General features: G+C 72.1%; 15 protein-coding genes and 1 tRNA gene. 8 read left to right on the forward strand and 8 right to left on the reverse strand.

Features of this window, described 5'->3' with window-relative positions:
• The first annotated feature begins 5 nt into the window (after window positions 1–5).
• Window positions 6–1,274, forward strand: coding sequence for an NAD(P)/FAD-dependent oxidoreductase (locus tag Ani05nite_RS22415; RefSeq protein WP_203771066.1), 1,269 nt, complete (start codon window positions 6–8; stop codon window positions 1,272–1,274).
• Between the two features lie 396 nt (window positions 1,275–1,670).
• Here Ani05nite_RS22415 and Ani05nite_RS22420 read toward each other — a convergent pair whose 3' ends face one another.
• Window positions 1,671–2,570 (reverse strand): SMP-30/gluconolactonase/LRE family protein, encoded by a 900-nt coding sequence (locus Ani05nite_RS22420; RefSeq protein WP_203771068.1) that lies wholly within the window; start codon window positions 2,568–2,570, stop codon window positions 1,671–1,673.
• Window positions 2,571–2,631: 61 nt separating this feature from the next.
• On the opposite strand from Ani05nite_RS22420, the gene Ani05nite_RS22425 reads away from it, so the two are divergent.
• Window positions 2,632–2,787, forward strand: coding sequence for a hypothetical protein (locus Ani05nite_RS22425; RefSeq protein ID WP_203771070.1), 156 nt, complete (start codon window positions 2,632–2,634; stop codon window positions 2,785–2,787).
• A 70-nt stretch (window positions 2,788–2,857) separates the two neighbouring features.
• A tRNA-Ile gene (locus tag Ani05nite_RS22430) sits at window positions 2,858–2,934 on the forward strand.
• 70 nt (window positions 2,935–3,004) lie between these two features.
• Here the strand turns inward: Ani05nite_RS22430 and ppk2 are convergent.
• The 4 genes from ppk2 to Ani05nite_RS22450 form a co-directional block, all read right to left on the reverse strand.
• A complete protein-coding gene (gene ppk2, locus Ani05nite_RS22435) occupies window positions 3,005–3,922 on the reverse strand; it encodes a polyphosphate kinase 2 (protein ID WP_239130494.1) in 918 nt (305 codons plus the stop codon).
• 209 nt (window positions 3,923–4,131) lie between these two features.
• Entirely contained in the window at window positions 4,132–5,559 is a 1,428-nt protein-coding gene (locus Ani05nite_RS22440; protein WP_203771072.1) for a hypothetical protein, read from the reverse strand.
• Window positions 5,556–7,091: a hypothetical protein gene (locus Ani05nite_RS22445; RefSeq protein ID WP_203771074.1), complete on the reverse strand. Its 1,536-nt coding sequence runs from the start codon at window positions 7,089–7,091 to the stop codon at window positions 5,556–5,558. Before Ani05nite_RS22445 ends, Ani05nite_RS22440 begins: the two co-directional genes overlap by 4 nt.
• A 122-nt stretch (window positions 7,092–7,213) precedes the next feature.
• Window positions 7,214–7,618, reverse strand: coding sequence for a hypothetical protein (locus Ani05nite_RS22450; protein WP_203771076.1), 405 nt, complete (start codon window positions 7,616–7,618; stop codon window positions 7,214–7,216).
• Between the two features lie 130 nt (window positions 7,619–7,748).
• On the opposite strand from Ani05nite_RS22450, the gene Ani05nite_RS22455 reads away from it, so the two are divergent.
• Together Ani05nite_RS22455 and Ani05nite_RS22460 are read left to right on the forward strand one after the other, a co-directional pair.
• Window positions 7,749–8,378, forward strand: a complete 630-nt coding sequence (locus Ani05nite_RS22455) for a hypothetical protein (protein WP_203771078.1) — start codon at window positions 7,749–7,751, stop codon at window positions 8,376–8,378.
• Between the two features lie 36 nt (window positions 8,379–8,414).
• Window positions 8,415–8,903 carry a hypothetical protein gene (locus Ani05nite_RS22460; RefSeq protein WP_203771079.1) on the forward strand — a complete coding sequence of 163 codons (489 nt, stop codon included), beginning with the start codon at window positions 8,415–8,417 and terminating at the stop codon, window positions 8,901–8,903.
• A 46-nt stretch (window positions 8,904–8,949) separates the two neighbouring features.
• Here the strand turns inward: Ani05nite_RS22460 and Ani05nite_RS22465 are convergent, their stop codons facing one another.
• Window positions 8,950–9,726 (reverse strand): methyltransferase domain-containing protein, encoded by a 777-nt coding sequence (locus Ani05nite_RS22465; RefSeq protein WP_239130495.1) that lies wholly within the window; start codon window positions 9,724–9,726, stop codon window positions 8,950–8,952.
• Between the two features lie 58 nt (window positions 9,727–9,784).
• Window positions 9,785–10,366: a TetR/AcrR family transcriptional regulator gene (locus Ani05nite_RS22470; RefSeq protein ID WP_203771081.1), complete on the reverse strand. Its 582-nt coding sequence runs from the start codon at window positions 10,364–10,366 to the stop codon at window positions 9,785–9,787.
• Window positions 10,367–10,478: 112 nt separating this feature from the next.
• On the opposite strand from Ani05nite_RS22470, the gene Ani05nite_RS22475 reads away from it, so the two are divergent.
• The gene (locus Ani05nite_RS22475; RefSeq protein WP_203771083.1) at window positions 10,479–10,868 is read left to right on the forward strand and encodes a DUF2218 domain-containing protein; all 390 of its coding nucleotides are present in this window, start codon (window positions 10,479–10,481) and stop codon (window positions 10,866–10,868) included.
• 91 nt (window positions 10,869–10,959) lie between these two features.
• Here Ani05nite_RS22475 and Ani05nite_RS22480 read toward each other — a convergent pair whose 3' ends face one another.
• Complete coding sequence (locus tag Ani05nite_RS22480) at window positions 10,960–13,491, reverse strand: TIR domain-containing protein (protein WP_203771085.1); 2,532 nt, start codon at window positions 13,489–13,491, stop codon at window positions 10,960–10,962.
• Window positions 13,492–13,559: 68 nt separating this feature from the next.
• Between Ani05nite_RS22480 and Ani05nite_RS22485 the strand changes: the two genes are divergently transcribed.
• Both Ani05nite_RS22485 and Ani05nite_RS22490 read left to right on the forward strand, forming a co-directional pair.
• Complete coding sequence (locus Ani05nite_RS22485; protein ID WP_203771087.1) at window positions 13,560–13,910, forward strand: tetratricopeptide repeat protein; 351 nt, start codon at window positions 13,560–13,562, stop codon at window positions 13,908–13,910.
• Complete coding sequence (locus tag Ani05nite_RS22490) at window positions 13,907–16,453, forward strand: CHAT domain-containing protein (protein ID WP_203771089.1); 2,547 nt, start codon at window positions 13,907–13,909, stop codon at window positions 16,451–16,453. The genes Ani05nite_RS22485 and Ani05nite_RS22490 overlap by 4 nt, the downstream gene beginning before the upstream one ends.

A 16,453-nucleotide genomic window follows, 5' to 3' on the forward strand; every position in this document is an offset into this window, starting at 1 on the left:
TGCCCGTGTCGCAGCCCGTATCGGTGGACGTCGTCATCGTCGGCGGCGGACTCGCCGGACTCGCCGCCGCCCGGCGGCTGGACCGTGCCGGGGTGAACTGGCTGCTGGTGGAGGCGGCCGACCGGATCGGCGGCCGGGTGGCCACCGACGTGGTGGACGGGTGGCGCCTCGACCGCGGCTTCCAGGTGCTGAACACGGCGTACCCGCGGGTGCCGGCGCTGGTCGACGTGGACGCGCTGGAGATGCGCTACTTCACGTCCGGCGTGCTGGTGCGCCGCGGCGGCGCGCTGCACCGCCTGGAGAACCCGCTGCGCGAACCCCGCTCGGCGGTCCGCACGCTGACCTCGGGCGTCGGCACGCTGGCCGACCGCCTCAAGTTCGCGGCGCTGGCCACCCGCTACGCCACGGTCCCGCCGGCCCGGCTGCTCGACGCCCCGGAGATGACGACCCAGGAGGCGCTGCGCCGCGCCGGCCTGTCCCACCGGATGATCGAGGAGGTGCTCCGGCCGTTCTTGTCCGGGGTCTTCGCCGACCGGTCCCTGGACACCTCCAGCCACGTGCTGGCGATGGTGCTGCGCTCGTTCGCCCGGGGCCGGATCGGTGTGCCGGCCGGCGGGATGGCGGCCCTGCCGGCGGCGGTGGCCGGCCCGCTGCCGTACCCGCAGCTGCTGATCGGCGCCCGGACCCTGTCGGTCGGCCCGGGGCTGGTGGTGACCGACGGCGGCGAGATCCACTGCCGCGCGGCGATCGTGGCGACCGACCCGGCGACGGCGGCGACGCTGCTGCCGCAGCTGCCGGCGCCGGACATGCGCGGGCTGACCACGTACTACTTCGGCGCGGACCAGGCGCCGATCGGCGAGCCGACCCTGCTGCTGGACGGCGACCGCCGCGAGATCGTCGCCAACACCGTCGTGATGTCCAACGCCGCCCCCGAGTACGCCCCCGCGGGCAGATCGCTGATCGCGGCGTCCTCGGTCGGCGTCTCGGCCCCGTCCGGCGCGTCCGAGGCGGTGATCCGGGTGGAGCTCGCCCGGATGTACGGCGTACCGACCGACGACTGGGAGCTGCTGAGCGTGGTGACCCTGCCGCACGCCCTGCCGGCGGCGAACGTGCCGCAGGCCCGCCTCCGCAAGCCGGTGGCGCTGGGCGACGGCCTGTTCGTGGCGGGCGACCACCGCGACAGCCCGTCCATCCAGGGCGCGCTGGCCAGCGGCTGGCGCACGGCCGGCGCGGTCCTGGCGTCGCTGGGGGCGACGGTACCCACGCCGGCCTGACCCGGCTGGCCTACCGCTGCTCGTCCGGGCCGGAGGGCCCGAAGACGGCGCACGCCACGACGGGAAACGCGGGGTCCTTGGGCGCCAGCCCGCCGGGCGGGATCTCCTCGGCGGCGAGGCCCAGCATGCAGCCCGCGGCGGCCAGCGAGTTGCCGTGCCCGCCGATTTCTGGGCGGCCCTCAGAATGGTGGCGCGAATGGGCGCCGGAATACGGCGACCGACCATTCCGAGCACATGCATCGCGACCACCCCGATGCTCGGCGGCGCGCCGGATCTCGAGGTTTACCCCCCGATAGGGATACGATTTTCGGGTGAACCGGCCGTCGGCGGAGCGGAAAGGGGGGCGACGGGGCGGGTGAATGCACCCCGAAATGCCGCGCCCGACCACGCGCCGTGTTAAGCGGCGCCCGCGCCGCGGCGCAATTCCCCGTCCGGCGCCGCGACCGCCAGCGCCGGCAGCCCCCGCGCGCCGGCGTCGGTCACCAGCACCGCCCCGTCGTCCGCGCCGGGATCGTCGAGCCCGCCCCGGCCACTCGTGACGACCAGCCGCGAACCGGCCAGGCACACGCTCGTCGGCTGCCGGGCCGGCACCGGCACGATCCGATCGAGCTGCCCGTCAGGCCGGTACCGCCGCACGGCGCCCCCGCCGAACAGCGCCACCCACAGGAAGCCGTCGGCATCCACGCAGAGGCCGTCCGGGGCGCCCTCGGCCGCCTCGAACCGCAGGAAGGGCCGGCGGGCGCTGAGCTCGCCGGTCGCCGGATCGACGTCGAAAAGGTCGACGTGGCCCAGCGGGGTGTCGGACAGGAACATGGACCGGCCGTCCGGCGCGAAGGCCGGCCCGTTGGCGATCGTCAGATCACGAAGCACGGTACGCACCCGCCCGTCCGGATCGAGCCGGTACAGCGCGCCACCCTTCGGCGACTGGTCACAGGCCATGCTGCCGGCCCACAGCCGCCCGGCGGGATCGGCGACGGCATCATTCATCCGCCACTGCCGGCCGGTGACCGGCTCGGCCGCGGCCAGCTGCCCGGCCCCGCCGGGAGCCACCAGCCAGAAGCCGGTCCCGGCCGCGGCCAGCCAGGTGTCCGGCGCATCCCGTACGGGCGCGACGGCGGCCACCGGCACGGGCAGCTCGGCCAGCAGCGTCAGGCTCTGCGGCCCGGAACCGGAGGGCACGGGCGTACCGAAAAGCCGCCCGGCGGGAATGTCCACCAGCACGACCCGGTCACCGACCCAGCGGCCCCCCTCGCCGAGCTCGAGCCGGTCGGAGGTCAGCGCACGGACGACAGTCATGCCGGGCACATCCCCGGCGGGCCACCGCCTGAAACGGGGCGCCGCGGGGTAGACACCGACCATGACGAAGAACAACGAAGCCGAACCGCAGGAAACCGGCCAGGGCCCGCACGACCAGGCCCAGGAGCACCCGGCGCAGGAGGCCCACGGCGGCAGCATGGCCCCGGAGCTGGTGGACGACACCGGGCACGAGAAGGGCGGGGATGAGGAAGAGTAGCCGTTACCGTGGGGGCGGCGAAGATCGGTAGCTCGGAGTTGAGCAGCCGGGATAGGATCGCCGCCGGTACGGGGCGGTAGCTCAGTGGGTTAGAGCAGGGGACTCATAATCCCTCGGTCGCGGGTTCGAGTCCCGCCCGCCCCACCATGAACTGCCCAGATGTCGGATGAGTGGCCCGGCCTGGCGCGCCAGCTGGAACGAACCGCGGACGTCACGCCTACACGCGATCTGTTTTCGGACCCCGCTTGCGCCCATCCGGCTTGCCCGCCTGTTTGCTCCTCGACGTCCCGGGCGATGAGGAGCGCGCCGGAGCTGACCCCGCCACCGCCGGCAGTGTCCCGGCATGGTCGGGTACGAATGTCTGCATGTCGCGCGGAGTGCGTCGATAGCCGCTCGTCGGCGGCCGGGGCGGGAGTGAGAGGGGCACCCGCTGCACCTCATGGTAGGGAATCGTGGAGATGAGATGGGCGATCATGTTGATGCGCGCTCGACGCTTGTCCTCGCTCTCGACGACATACCAGGGCGCCTCGGGAATGTCGGTGTGCATGAACATTTCGTCCTTGGCCCGGGAGTACTCTTCCCATCGGCTGATCGACTCGAGGTCCATGGGGGACAGCTTCCAACGCCGCATCGGGTCCTGCAGCCGCGAGCGGAATCGTTCCTCCTGCTCGCGATCACTGACCGAGAACCAGTATTTGCGGAGCAGGATCCCGTCCTCGGTCAGGAGGCGTTCAAAGATCGGGCACTGGTGCAGGAAGCGCATGTACTCTTCCTTGCTGCAGAAGCCCATCACCCGCTCGACGCCGGCCCGGTTGTACCAGCTGCGGTCGAACAACACGATCTCACCGGCAGCCGGAAAATGCTCGGTGTAGCGCTGGAAGTACCATTGTCCGCGCTGGCGCTCGGTCGGCGCGGGCAACGCGACGATCCGCGCGATCCGTGGATTGAGATACTCGGCGACCCGCTTGATGGTGCTGCCCTTTCCGGCAGCGTCCCGTCCCTCGAACACGACGACGACGCGGGCGCCCTCGACCTTCACCCATTCCTGCAGCTTGACGAGTTCACCCTGGAGGCGAAACAGCTCCGCCTCGTAGGTGCCCTTCGGTAGGCGCTCGACTCGTTCCGGCTTGGCCACCGCAGCTCACCCTTCTCCGAACGGTCCCTACCCGGGACTGTAGTTCGCCTGCGGTGGACGTCCCCCTCGATCGCCGGGACGGACTTCGCAACCCGGCTGCCCGAATTCACCTGTGGACGCAGCCCCGCTCCGGCCCTCTGATCGCTTGCCGGCCGGCAGCGACGACCGTGATCCACGGCAGCGGCAGCCCATCGAGGACCGGTGGCGGTTCAGCGCACCGTTCGGGCCAGGCTTTGCAGCGCGGCGCCGGCCGCGCCGACGGCGGCCGTCTGTGCGAGCAGTGCGCCGGCGAGGGCGGTGAGGGCGCGGGGGTTCGGCCGGTCGCCCCAGTCGTCGACGGCGCCCGGCGGGGCGGGCATCCGCAGGTCGACCGTGGCCGTTCCGGTCAGCGCCCAGCCGCCCGCCGCGTCCCCGGTGCCCCCGTCGTCGTCGGCGCCGGCGGCGGTCAGCACGATCCGGCGGAGCCGCTCGCCGACCACGCCCGGCAGACCTTCACCGAAGTCCTCGCCGCTGCCCGTCGACACGCCGAGGTCGTCCAGGACCCAGCCCACCGGGCCGCCGGGCAGGCCGGGGCCGCCGCCGTGACCCGGACGCCGGCCCGGCCGGCCACCGCCCTCGTCGTCATCGTCGTCCTCCCCGTCGCCGCCCCCACCGTCGCCGTCGCCACCGTCGCCGCCCCCGTCGCCGCCCCCACCGTCGCCGTCGCCGTCGCCGTCGCCATTGCCGTCGCCGTTGCCGTCGTCGCCACCGCCGTTGCCGTCGTCTCCGTTGCCGTCGTCGCCGGCCGGGGGTGGGACGCTGATCGGCTCGTCCAGGACGACGTCGCCGTTCGGGTCGACGATCGTGACGTGGCCGGTGATGGCGCCGTCAGGGCCCTTGGTCTCGGTGCGGATCACGATCTGGCCGCTGGCATCCACCGTGCTGGTCGTGGTGCTCTCCACGCCGTCCTGCTTGACGGTGACGGAGCGTTCGGAGCTGACCGTCTGGCCGTTCGCGTCGGTTTGTACGGTCTCGCGCGACGTCGTGTTGCCGCTCTCGGTCTTGCTCTGGGTGACCGTGCCGCCGGCTCCGTCGTCAGCGGTCGCGGTCACCGTGGTGGTGCCGGTGGTCTTGTCGACCGTGCGTTCGCCGCTGCTCACCACCTTGCCGGAGGCGTCGTCGACGGTGTTCCACACGCTGCGGCTGCCGGTCGGCGTCTCGGTGGTCACCTCGGTACGGGTCCGCGCGCCGTCGACGTGCGTGATGACGACGGTCCGCCCGCCGGAGGAGCTGACCGTGACCGGGCGGCCGAACTCGTCGACGCCACCGCCGTCGCCGTTCGCCATTCGCCCCGTACCCCGGTCCGAGCCGTCCGTCCCGGACGCCCGCCACCCGACCACCCGGCCGTCCATGGTGGTCTCCCACCGTTCGCCGCGGGCGTTGCGGCCGGTCACGCCGACTGCGGCGCCGGCCGGTGCCGTGCTGACCGTCCAGCGGCCGCCGAACTCGACCTGCCGCCACGCCTCCCCGCGGACGGTGAGCAGCACGTGCCGGCCGCCGCGGCGGATCAGCAGCAGACCGGCGAAGTCCCGGTCCAGCAGCGTCAGGTCGAGGTTGCCGAGGGCGTCCGCGCGCAGCCCGAGCCGGCCGGCGGTCACCGGTGCCCGCCGAGGCGCGTCACGGCCGTCTCCGCGACGATCTCCAGACCGGCCGCCACCAACACCCGCACGTCGGCGTTGACGCGCGCCAGGACCTGCTCGCGGTCCGGCGCCGGGTCGCCCGGCTCGATGTGCAGCCGGCCGAAGTCCACCGCGATGTGCTTGCGGTCCACCTCGTGGATCACCTTCTTGCAGGCGGCGACGTCCTCGTAGTACCGGTGCTCCATCGACAGCTGCACACCCGTCACCGACATGGTGGCCTGCTGCAGGTAGCCCATGTCCAGCAGCTGCGGCAGCGGCGTGGCGGGCGGCGGGAAGATGTCCGGGTCGCCGGCGAAGGCGAACAGCGCACGGACCTCACCGAAGTAGACGCCGTTGGCGTTGTCGCAGTGCAGCTCCAGCACCGTGCCCTGCGCCGTGTACGTGATGCCGGCCGGGCCGCCCGCGTACTGCCCCGCGAGCGCGTCCTGCGGCGGGGGCACGTAAGGGGCGAGAGGCTCGAAGTTCACCATGACGCTGCCCTGCCCCGGCGCCAGGACGGTGTCGCCGAGGAACCACCGCACCGCCACCGGCTGCTCCCCGGTGGTGATGTCCAGTACGAACCGGGTCGTGGTGCGCAGCCGGAACGCGCGGGCGAGGTACTCCCGGGCCGCGAACCAGCACACCTTGAGCCACAGCAGGTGCACCTGCTCCAGGCGGCGCTCGACGTTCGTCACCGACGACAGGATCCGCGCGGCGTGCACCCGCCGCCCGCCCGCCTGCCCGCGGACCGTGTAGTCGGACTCGTCGTCGGTGAAGCGGAGCTGGAAGTCGCGCACGCCGCCCAGCTCGTCGCCGAGGTACACCTCCGCCTCCACCCCGAGCAGGTCATCGATGTCGATCAGCTCGGTCCACGACGCGACGTCCGTGACCGCATCCTTGATCGAGCCGCTGAGCTGGTCCTTCACCGCGGCTGTGAGCGCCCGGACGACGCTGCGGCGGCCGCCGGCGTCGCGCAGCCTGGCCAGCCGCCAGGTCAGGTCCGGCGAGTCCGGCCGGCCCGGCGCCACGTTGCCGTCGGCGTCGCGGGACAGCGCGTCGTCGTAGCCGCCGGCGAGCATCGTGTTGAGCTCGCCGGCGAGCGCGCCGCCGAGCTTCGCGTCGAACGCCTTGTGCCCCGCCTCGGACGACGCCACTGTCATCCCGTCCTGATCCCACAGCAGGCAGATCACCCCGGCCAGGCCCGGGAACCAGCCGGCCAGCGGGATCAGCGCCGGCTTGAGCCGGAACGAGCGGGTGCCGAGCGCCGCCGGGATCGCGCGCTTCTCGCCGGTGTGCACGCTGCCGGCGCCGGCGATCCACGGCGACGCGGGCACGCCCCGGAACACCTGGACTCGCACCGTCGGCGGCAGTCCGGGGTCGAGTGTCTCGGCGTCGACCTTGAAACCGAGCACCCACAGGTACGGCTCGTCACCGTCGGAGCCGGCGTCCTCGGTCGCCTGGCAGTCCAGCTCGTACAGGCGGAAGGTCACGTCCAGCTCAGGTGGTCTCATGCGATCGATGGTGAGGTGCCCGCTACGGTGAGTGCAATAACGGTTGCGGTCGGAATTCGGACGCTGCGGCGCGCGCTCGGTGGAGGGCGGGTTCTCCGGCCTCGCCCGCCCCGGCTTCGGGGTCAGTGTGGCCGCTGGCACAGCTTGTGGCCGTCCGGGCAGAGGTAGTAGTTCACGCCCCGCTCCAGACGCGTCCGTGAAGCGATGCGGTAAGTGGCGGCCGGGCCGCCCGGCGCCAGCACGATGATGTACGGGGCATTCTGGTCCCAGCCGCCGTCGTACCCGGTGAAGACGTCAGTTGCCCCGGCGGCGTAGCCGGATTCGAAGATCGCCTTGTCGGTCGCCGGCAGGTTCAGGGTGGCCTGCTCGGCGCGGCCCTCGCGGAGGCCGTCGGCATGCCCGGTGTCGTACCCGCGGTCGGGAGCCGGCTTCGGCTCGGCGCCCGACAGGCGACCTGCCCAGAATGTGGCCGTTCCGACCAGTATCAGAAGCGCCGCCGCCAGCACGGTCGGCATCCGAAATCGCATGCTTCCATGATGACCGAGCTGTGCCCGCCGGTGGTGCACATCATGCGAAAGACGGCGGCAGATGCATCCACTGTGGTGGATTCCTCGGAATGGTGAAGGCACCTGGTCCTCACCGGCAAAAGGAGTACGCATGTTTCTCGTCTCGACGGTTCGCCGCGCCGCCCGCCTCACCGCTGCGGTCCTCGCCGGCGCGGCCACCACGCTGGCCTTCACGGTGCCCGCGCAGGCGCACATCCCGGTGGTCCTGACCTCGGCCAACACGGCCGCAGCGCTGGCGAGCAGCCCGTACGTCCCGGACGGCACGGTGTCGTTCGCGTTCTACGGCTGGCTGGACCGCCCGGGTGACACCCGCGCCGTGCGGATTCACCTCGACGCCGGCGAACAGCTCAACGCGCAGCTTCTCATCCCGGACCTCGCCCCGGAGAACACCCTCGATCGGTGGAGGACGCCCCGGCTGGCCATCGTGGACCCGCGCGGCCGGGTGCAGCTGCTGCGCAACGACCGGCGGGAGAGCTTCCACGAGGAGTTCACCAACACCAACTACCTGATCCTGTCCGAGACCACCCGGGCTGCCCGCAGCGGCACGTACGCGCTGATCGTTGCCGGTGCGGCCCCGAGCCGTTTCGTCGCCGTCAGCGGCAGCGAGGAACAGTTCTTCGCTGATATCCGTAACGCCCGCATCGGCACTGTCGCCGACGTGCTCAATTGGTACAACAGCCCCGTCTCGCCCGACCGGGCTGTCGCCGCGGATCATCGGTGACGGCGGGGTCCTGCCGAGGCACTACGCTCGGCGGCTATGCGCCTGCGTGCTGTCCTCATCCTCGTCCTCGTGCCTGCGCTGATGGTCGCGGCCGGGGTCGGCGTCTGGTACGTGGTGACGCAGAAGGAAGGGCGCTACGACATGGCCCCGCGCGCGTGCCCGAAGATCCGGCCCGTGGTCGGCGAACTGGGCGTGCGCTACGAGCTGCGGCCGGCCGGCAAGCCGGCGACCTGTGACCTCCGGCTGCCGGAGGATCACCCGCAGTACGTCCGCGAGCCCAAGATCACCGTGGCCTTCAGCGAACCGGTGCGCGACATCGCCGGTGCGAAGCAGTTGATGAGCGACATCCGCGCCCTGCCGGACGTGACACCGCTGCCGGGCGTCGGCGACGAGGCGTACGTCAGGGATCGTGAATTCCACGTCCGGGTCAGCAACCTGGTGGTCACCGTCACGGTCCACCCCGCCCAGATCAGCACGCCGGACCAGGTCAGAGCCTTCATCGTCGCCCTGGCCGACCGCCTTTAGGGCAGAGCGCGGGCCCCGGTCCCTCCGTTCCCGCCGGCCGGGCGGTCTACCGGGTTCGCCGGCCGGTGGCGATGAAGATGGGCAGGGCGAGCAGCAGCCGGTCGGTGGCGGCGCGGTCGCGCTGTTCGTCGATCCACGCATCGGCCTCGGACCGGGTGATCGCCCCGGCGGCGTGGGCGCCCTGGGCGAAGCCGGTCAGCATCGCCAGCATCAGGGAACCGGTGAAGACGCCGGTACGCACCTCCAGGGACGCCTCCCGGAACCCGGCGTCGAGCAGCAGGTTGCGGTAGCCGCGGGCGATGCGGGGCTGGCGTACGGCGTCGGCGCGGCTGTGCACGATGCGGCGGGTCAGCGCGGCGTCGCCGGCGTCGATGATGATGGTGTCCCAGTCCTGGCCGAGCAGCACGATCCGGCCGTCCGGGGCGAGCACGCGGGTGGCCTCGCGCATCGCGGCGGACGGGTCGGTCAGCTCGTGGAACACCTTGTCGGCGCGGTATCCGACGACTTCGCCGTCGGCCACCGGCAGCTTTTCGGCGACCCCGGCCCGGAAGTCGACCTCCGGATGCCGGGCGCGGCCGAGCGCCCGGATCGGCTCGGCCGGCTCGACCCCGATGGCGTGCACCCCGCGGCCGGCCAGCTCGGCCAGGGCGCGGCCGGTGCCGGCGCCGACGTCCACGACGGTGTCGCCGGGTTTCACGTCGAGCAGGTCGTAGGAGTGTTCACGCAGGGCGACGGCCTCGGGGAGCAGCTCGGCGGCGTCCAGCAGGCCCACCATGGCGGCCAGGTCCTCGGGCAGGACGATGTTCTCAGTCCGGTCTGTCATGCCGTGAGGGTGACCCTTCACCTCGACCTGAAGGCAAGCCCGCCCGTACCTCGACGATTCATGCGTCGCCCTGGCGGCCGAGCCCCGACAGCGTGACGGCGACCAGGCGTGGCACGGCATCCTGGGGGGCGGTGCCGGCGGCGGTGAGAGCGTGCAGGCAGTAGTCGGCCAGTACGGCGGGTGCCACGTCGTCGCGGACGTCACCGTCCCGGGCGGCCTCCGCGATCAGGTTCTGCAGGAAATCCCGCAGTCGTTGCCGGGCGCGCTCGACGTGTTCGCCGCGGTGCAGCAGCGCGGCGAGCTCGCCGCCATGGTGCCGGGCCGAGTGGTACTGGATGTGGGCGTACGTCTGCAAAGCGGCCCGTAGGCGCGCGACGGCCGTGGCGGCCGGGTCGGCGGCGGCGGTGAGCTGGTCGAGGTGTGCGGTGATCTGACGTTCGTGCCAGGCCGTCAGCACCGCCTGGGCGTCCGGGAAGTACTTGTACAGCGTGGCCCGCCCGATGCCGGCCTGCTCGGCGATCTGCGACATCGTCAGCGCGACCAGCCCGCGCTCGGCCACCAGGGTGGCCAGGGCGTCCAGGGCGGCGTCCCGAACCGCGGCGCGATGGGCGTCGATCGTCTCGGTCCAAAGTTTCGGCACGCCCGCATCCTACACACCGTTCCTACGCGTGACAGGGCGTCGTTGACGTAGACAGTATGTATCGATAAATTGAGGTGATCCGCCGTCCCGCAGCTCACCAGGAAGGAACCCGATGCCGATCCTGCAGGCTCGGATCCACACCGCACGGGCCACCCGCTACCTCGGCCAGTTCTGCAAGCACGCCGCCGCGATGGGCGCCGGCGGCCACACCTCCCGCATGCACCTGCACACCACGATGGCCCGCGGCGAGGTCCACGTGACCGCCGACTGGTCGGACACCAGCGGAACCGTCACCTTCACCCCGTGGGGCCGATGCACCCTCACCGCCGCCGACAACACCCTGACGCTCCGCATCGACGCTACCGACGACGACGGGATCACCCGGATGCGCGAGATCATCGACCGCGACCTGCAGCGATTCAGCCGCCGCGACCCCTTGACCGTGAGCTGGCACCAGCCCGGAACTCCCGGCGCGGCCCCTTTCGGCCCACCCGCGCCGTAACCCCGAAGCCCTGGCACCGCCTGCCGTCCACCCGGTCGCGGATCACCCCGCACCGGGAACAGCCATGAGGGAGCACCGGTACCACGAGAGGTCACAGCCGTTGCCACGCCCGTGACACAGCGAGGGCAGCCAGCCCCGGAAGACGACCATCCGCGTATGTCGTTGCCGCCGCGATCTCCACCGGGCCGGGCGCCGGTGTGCCGTGCGCCCACGACGGCAACGCGCCGACCCGTGCGAGGACACCACCATGACGCACGTCGTCGACCGGTGACGAGCTGATCAACTGCATGGTCTCCGGTACGGATCTCGGCTGCGCCGGAACCTTGAGCAGTTGCCGGGACAAGAGGTCGATCAGCTCGGTCGACCCGGCGTGCTGATTGCGCAGATGGTCGCGGAGAAGGTCGAGCTTGGCGTAGTAGAAGCGGGAGTCGATGAGCAGGGTCGCCGTCAGCGCCAGGATTCCGCCGTCGGCGTGCCGGGTCCGCAGAGAAGTGAAGCACCGCTTCAGGACCGACATCTTCCAGACGTCGAACGACCGTTCGGCGATCGCCACCAGCGCCGCGGTTCCGGGTGTACGGACCAGGCCCTGCAATGCGGCCAGGGCGATCTGTTCATCGGGCGACCGCAGCTGTTGGCGTCGTTCCTCTGTCGCGTCGTGTCCGGCTGCGGCGGTCCGCAAGTGGTCGAGTCGTTCTCTGCGCAGTCTCTTCTCGGGCTGGACCAGGCGCACCAGTTCCTGGCAGGCGCGAGCCCGCTCGGCCGGGGTACGCAGATCCAGGTGGTACTTGGCCCGCAGGTCGGCTGGCAGGTCCTCATGTCTGACGCCTTGACCGAGGACCGGAATGACCTTCGCGGTCCCGCTCTCGATCTCCTCGATCATGCCCGAGTTGAGCTCGTACCTGACCCATCGCGACCGGAGCGAGGACCGGGAGATCAACACCATGAAGTGCTTCGCCCGGACGATGCCGTCGCTGATGCGGTCACGGAGGACATCGCCGGGGGACATCTCCCACCGGTCGTACCAGAGGCGGACTCCTTCGCGGCGCAACTGCTCCGCGAATCCCTCCACCAGCCGTCGGTCGGCATGGTTGTAGCTGATGAACAGGTCGTAGTCCTTGGCCTCGTCGGGCTGCTTCCGGCGGGGGTCGCGTCGCGGTTCGGCCAGCTTCTCGGTCTTCTGCTCCCGCCGCGCGGCCCGGTAGAAAGCCACCAGTTCACCGGTGACCTCCCAGGGATTGCCGGCGGCCAGGCTCCGCTCGAGCCTGGTCACCTGCTCCTCGTTGCGAGGAAGGCTCCGGCCGTGCACCCAGTTCCAGAACGTCGTGGCGGAAACGCCGATCTCTGCGGTGACGTCGTCGGTGGGACGCAGCTCCCGCAGGCGCATGGCCTCCAACTTCGCCCGGAAACGCTCACGCGCTGAGGTGGAAGTCCGTTCCGCCGCGAACTCGGCGAAGTCCCAGAGCCGGACGGTGTGGTCGTCACTGACGGAAACTCCGATCGGCCACCCGTCCAGGGCCGTCATCTCGAAGGCGTTCACGGCCGCGGTGTGCCCCGGCCATGGTTGCCCCAGGCGCTCACCCTGCGGGCCCCACACGTGGACCAGGCCGTCCCCGCTCGCCCCGACCAGAACGGGAAAGTCGCCGACCGGCACCTCGAAGTCGCGGAGGTCGACCCATGCGAGGGAGTTGATCGGGCCGGTGGCCGCCGAGGCATGGCGGCGCGAGGAGACGACCGTGGTGAACCTGGGCAGGCTCAGAACCTCGAAGGTGCCATTGAGGTGCCCGCAGACGACGGCGGCCTGGTGGTCGCGGTAGGCGACCGAAAGCGCGGTCACCTGACCGAACACGTCGGCGTGACCCACCGTCGGTACAGCGGCATCCGTGCTCCAGACCAGGATGTCCGAGTTCCGGTTGCCGATCGCGATCAGCGGCTCGGGCGAGGCGGAGAAGTCCACTGCGAGTACCGCTGATGTGGCTCGCGCCCTGGAGGCGGCAATACCATCGAGGACCGGCGGCCCATGGCCGATCCGCTCGCCGGGGGACAGCGCGGCTTCGCCGACTCTCCGGATCTCGATGCCGTCGATCTCGACACTGTAGATCTTGTCCGCGCCGTCGCTGCCCCCGTAGAACTCCTGTACCGCCGTACCCTCGCCCGGACGCCAGAGCCGGACCATGCCGTCACCGGATCCGGTCACGATGACCTTCTCGCCCGCGAGTTCGGCGACGGCGACGCAGGTCAACGACGCGACCTCGATACGGGGTCCGGCGCCGGCCCCCACGACCGGGTCCCACAGCGACACTCCGCCGGCGTCGGCCGCAACCACGACATCTGTTGCCGGTCCTGAGCCGGGTGCCCGGGCGGGCAGCCAACGAAGACCCAGGACCGGCCCGGTACCGGTGGTGATCGCTCTGCCGATGCGGCGGCCGGTCCGGACATCGTGCATCAGGATCACACCCGCGTCGTCCCCGGACACGGCGGCGGGCCGCCCGTTGAGCGACCCGACGCAAAGGCTCCGCACCCGAGCTCGATGGTCCTCGATGACGCGACAACCGTCCAGGGAACCCCAGCGTTGCCACCGTTCGCGAGTCATCCGGACCAGTTCGTCATAGGTATAGGGCCGCACGACGCACCTCCCGCACCCACCCCACCACACGGGTGTCCCTGTGCGACACTCTGGCCGGAGGTGCCGACATGTTCGGTCGTAGGCGCAAGCGTGAGACACCGTCCGAGCCCCACTTCTCCATCACCCCACTGCCCTCCGAGACCGCCGCGCGGCAGGCGGCGGCGGGCGGGGACGCGGTCCAGATGAACCAGCTCGGCAACCGTCTGAAGCTTGACGGCCGGATCGACGAGGCGGCCGGGTGGTATCGCCGGGCCGCGGAGGCGGGCAACGCCGACGCCGCGGCCAATCTCGCGACCTACCTGATGTCCCAGGGGCACAACCAAGAGGCCGCGCAGTGGTTCCGGCGCGCCGGCGGGCCGTTGGGTGAGGCGTTCGCCCTCCGGCTGGAAAGCACGCCGGAAGGCCCCCCGGCGAGTTGAGCGGCATTCCGGACCCGTGGGGGTCCCCGCTTTATCAAGCGCTGGTCGCCGCCTGCGCGGAGGCCGAGAGGCGGCACGCCGAGTACGAGCAGAGGGGTCGCCTTTCCGATCTGGAGTCGGCCGTCGCGCTCTTCCGGGCCGTGCTCGACCGGGCGCACAACGTCGACGTGCGAAGCGCCGCGGTGAACGGGCTCGGCATGGCGTTGTGGTCACGGTACGAGCGGTTCGGTGATCCCGGTGACCTGGACGCCGCGATCCGGCAGTTCCGTGAGGCGCTCGCGATGTACCCGAACGAGCACACGCCGGCCCTCCCGTCGTTCCATGCCAACCTGGCCGGGGTGCTGAGGCTGCGGTGGCGCCGCACCGGCGACGAGGACGACCTGGTCGCGTCGGTCGCGGAGGTACGCGCCGCCGTGGCGACCACCACGGCCGGTGACCCGCGGCGCGCGTGGCGGCTGAACAACCTGGCCGACGGCCTGCTCGCGCTGTCGCTGCAGCACGACGACTCGTCCGCGCTCGTGGAAGCCATCGCCCTCCTTCGCGAGGCCGTGCAGACGGCCCGGCCGGGCGAGGAGCTGGCCGGCATGCGGTCCAACCTGGCCGAGGCGTTGCGACTGCGTCATCGGTCCGTCGGCGGCCGCGACCGTGCCCTGCTGGACGAGGCGGTCGAGCAGGGCCGGGCCGCCCTCGCCGCGGTGCCCCGCCGGCACCCGTTGCGGCCGCGCATGCAGGCCAACCTTGCTCTGGTGCTGCTCGATCGTTTCGCCGCGCGGCGCCGGCCGGCCGATCTGTCCGAGGCCTCCGGCCTGGCCCGGAAGGCGGTCGACGCCACCCCGCAGGGGCATCCCAACCGCACCGAACGACTCATCACGCTGAGCGGGATCCGGCGGATGGAGGCGATCCACGGACGGCCCCGACGACGGATGGTCCAGCTCGCGCGGGAGGCGGTGGCCGCCACCCCGGAGGGGCATCATCTGCGTTCCGACTCGCTGTTCAACCTGGGTTGGGTGCTGGCGTTCCAGGCCGCCTCCGGCGACGCCGCCGCCTGGGACCAGGCGCGGGAGGTGTTCCGGCGGTTGGCGGCCGACCCCGCCGTACAGGTGCGGGCCCGGGTGGCCGCCGCCTGGCAGTGGGCCGAAACCGCGCTCGGCCGCGACGATCTCGCCGAGGCGCGGACCGCCTTCGACCTGGCGGTGACGCTGCTGCCCCGGACGGCGCCGCGCCGGGTGACCCACGCGGACCGGGAACGGCAACTCGCCTCCTTCTCCGGCCTGGCCCGGGACGCTGCCGCGTGTGCCGTGCGGGCCGGTGAACCGGTCGACGCCCTGCGCCTGCTGGAGCACGGCCGGGGAGTGTTGCTGAGCCACGCCCTCGGCACCCGTACCGAGCTGACCGGTCTGCGCCCCGACCTGGCCGAGCGGTTCGCGGCATTGCGGACCGCCCTGGACCGGCCCGAGGGCATGGGGTTCAGCGCGGGCGCCGACGCGGGTCCGGAGTTGCCCGGCGAGGACCGGCACGCCCTCGCCGCCGAGTGGGACGCGCTGATCGACGAGATCCGGGCGCAGCCGGGCTTCGCCGCGTTCCTGCAGCCCCCGCGGGCGGACGACCTGATCGCCGCGACCGCCGGCCACGGCGCGGTCGTCGTGCTGAACGTCAGCCGCCTGCGCTGCGACGCCCTGCTGATCGACGGTGGCATCCGGGTGGTGCCGCTGCGGCTGACCCTCGACGAGGTGACGCAGCGGGCTCTGCGGTTCCGGGCGGCGGTCGCCGAGCGGGTGGACGAGACCCTGGAATGGCTGCGGACCGAGGTGACCGGCCCGGTGCTGGACGTCCTGGACCCACCGCCGGGCAGCCGGCTGTGGTGGGTGCCGACCGGCCCGCTCACCACGCTCCCGCTGCACGCCGCCGTCGCCGACCGGGTGGTGTCCTCCTATGCGCCGACGGTCCGTAGCCTGGTCACCGCCTGGCAGGCGGCGCCGGCCGGCCCGATGTCCAACCCGCTGGTGGTCAGCATGCCCACCACGCCCGGCCTGCCCGCGCTGCCCGCCGTGCAGTCGGAGACCGCGGCGCTGCCGCCCGGCCGGGTCCTGACCGGCGAGCACGCCGTGCGCCGGGAGGTGCTGGATGCGCTCCCGCACCACTCGTGGGCGCATTTCGCCTGCCACGCGGTGAGCGCCGCGGACGGCTCGGCCGACGGTCACCTCGTCCTGCAGGACCAGCTCACTGTCTCGGACGTCGCGCGGCTGCGCCTGGCGGACGCGACCATCGCCTACCTGTCCGCCTGCGACACCGGCGTCCCGCGCGAGAACCTCGACGACGAGGCGCTGCACGTGGCCGGCGCCTTCCAGATCGCCGGATTCCGGCACGTGATCGGCACCCTGTGGTCCGTCAAGGACAGCCTTGCGGCGGAGGTGGCGGCCGGCTTCTATGCCCGCCTCACCAGCGCCGACGACGCGGCCACCGCCCTGCACGAGACCGTGGGCGAACTCCGGGCGGCGCACGGGCCCGGGCTGTGGGCGCCGTACATCCACTTCGGTCCGTGA

Origin of the sequence: Actinoplanes nipponensis, assembly GCF_016862275.1 — a bacterium.
In the GTDB taxonomy this organism is placed as follows: domain Bacteria; phylum Actinomycetota; class Actinomycetes; order Mycobacteriales; family Micromonosporaceae; genus Actinoplanes; species Actinoplanes nipponensis.

Bases quoted from the DNA above. Each gene is read 5' to 3' on its own strand.
- Ani05nite_RS22455 (WP_203771078.1), top strand. From the start codon at position 7,749: ATGTTTCTCGTCTCGACGGTTCGCCGCGCCGCCCGCCTCACCGCTGCG.
- Ani05nite_RS22420 (WP_203771068.1), bottom strand. From the start codon at position 2,570: ATGACTGTCGTCCGTGCGCTGACCTCCGACCGGCTCGAGCTCGGCGAG.
- Ani05nite_RS22445 (WP_203771074.1), bottom strand. From the start codon at position 7,091: ATGAGACCACCTGAGCTGGACGTGACCTTCCGCCTGTACGAGCTGGAC.
- Ani05nite_RS22425 (WP_203771070.1), top strand. From the start codon at position 2,632: ATGACGAAGAACAACGAAGCCGAACCGCAGGAAACCGGCCAGGGCCCG.
- Ani05nite_RS22465 (WP_239130495.1), bottom strand. From the start codon at position 9,726: ATGACAGACCGGACTGAGAACATCGTCCTGCCCGAGGACCTGGCCGCC.
- Ani05nite_RS22450 (WP_203771076.1), bottom strand. From the start codon at position 7,618: ATGCGATTTCGGATGCCGACCGTGCTGGCGGCGGCGCTTCTGATACTG.
- Ani05nite_RS22475 (WP_203771083.1), top strand. From the start codon at position 10,479: ATGCCGATCCTGCAGGCTCGGATCCACACCGCACGGGCCACCCGCTAC.
- Ani05nite_RS22460 (WP_203771079.1), top strand. From the start codon at position 8,415: ATGCGCCTGCGTGCTGTCCTCATCCTCGTCCTCGTGCCTGCGCTGATG.
- Ani05nite_RS22485 (WP_203771087.1), top strand. From the start codon at position 13,560: ATGTTCGGTCGTAGGCGCAAGCGTGAGACACCGTCCGAGCCCCACTTC.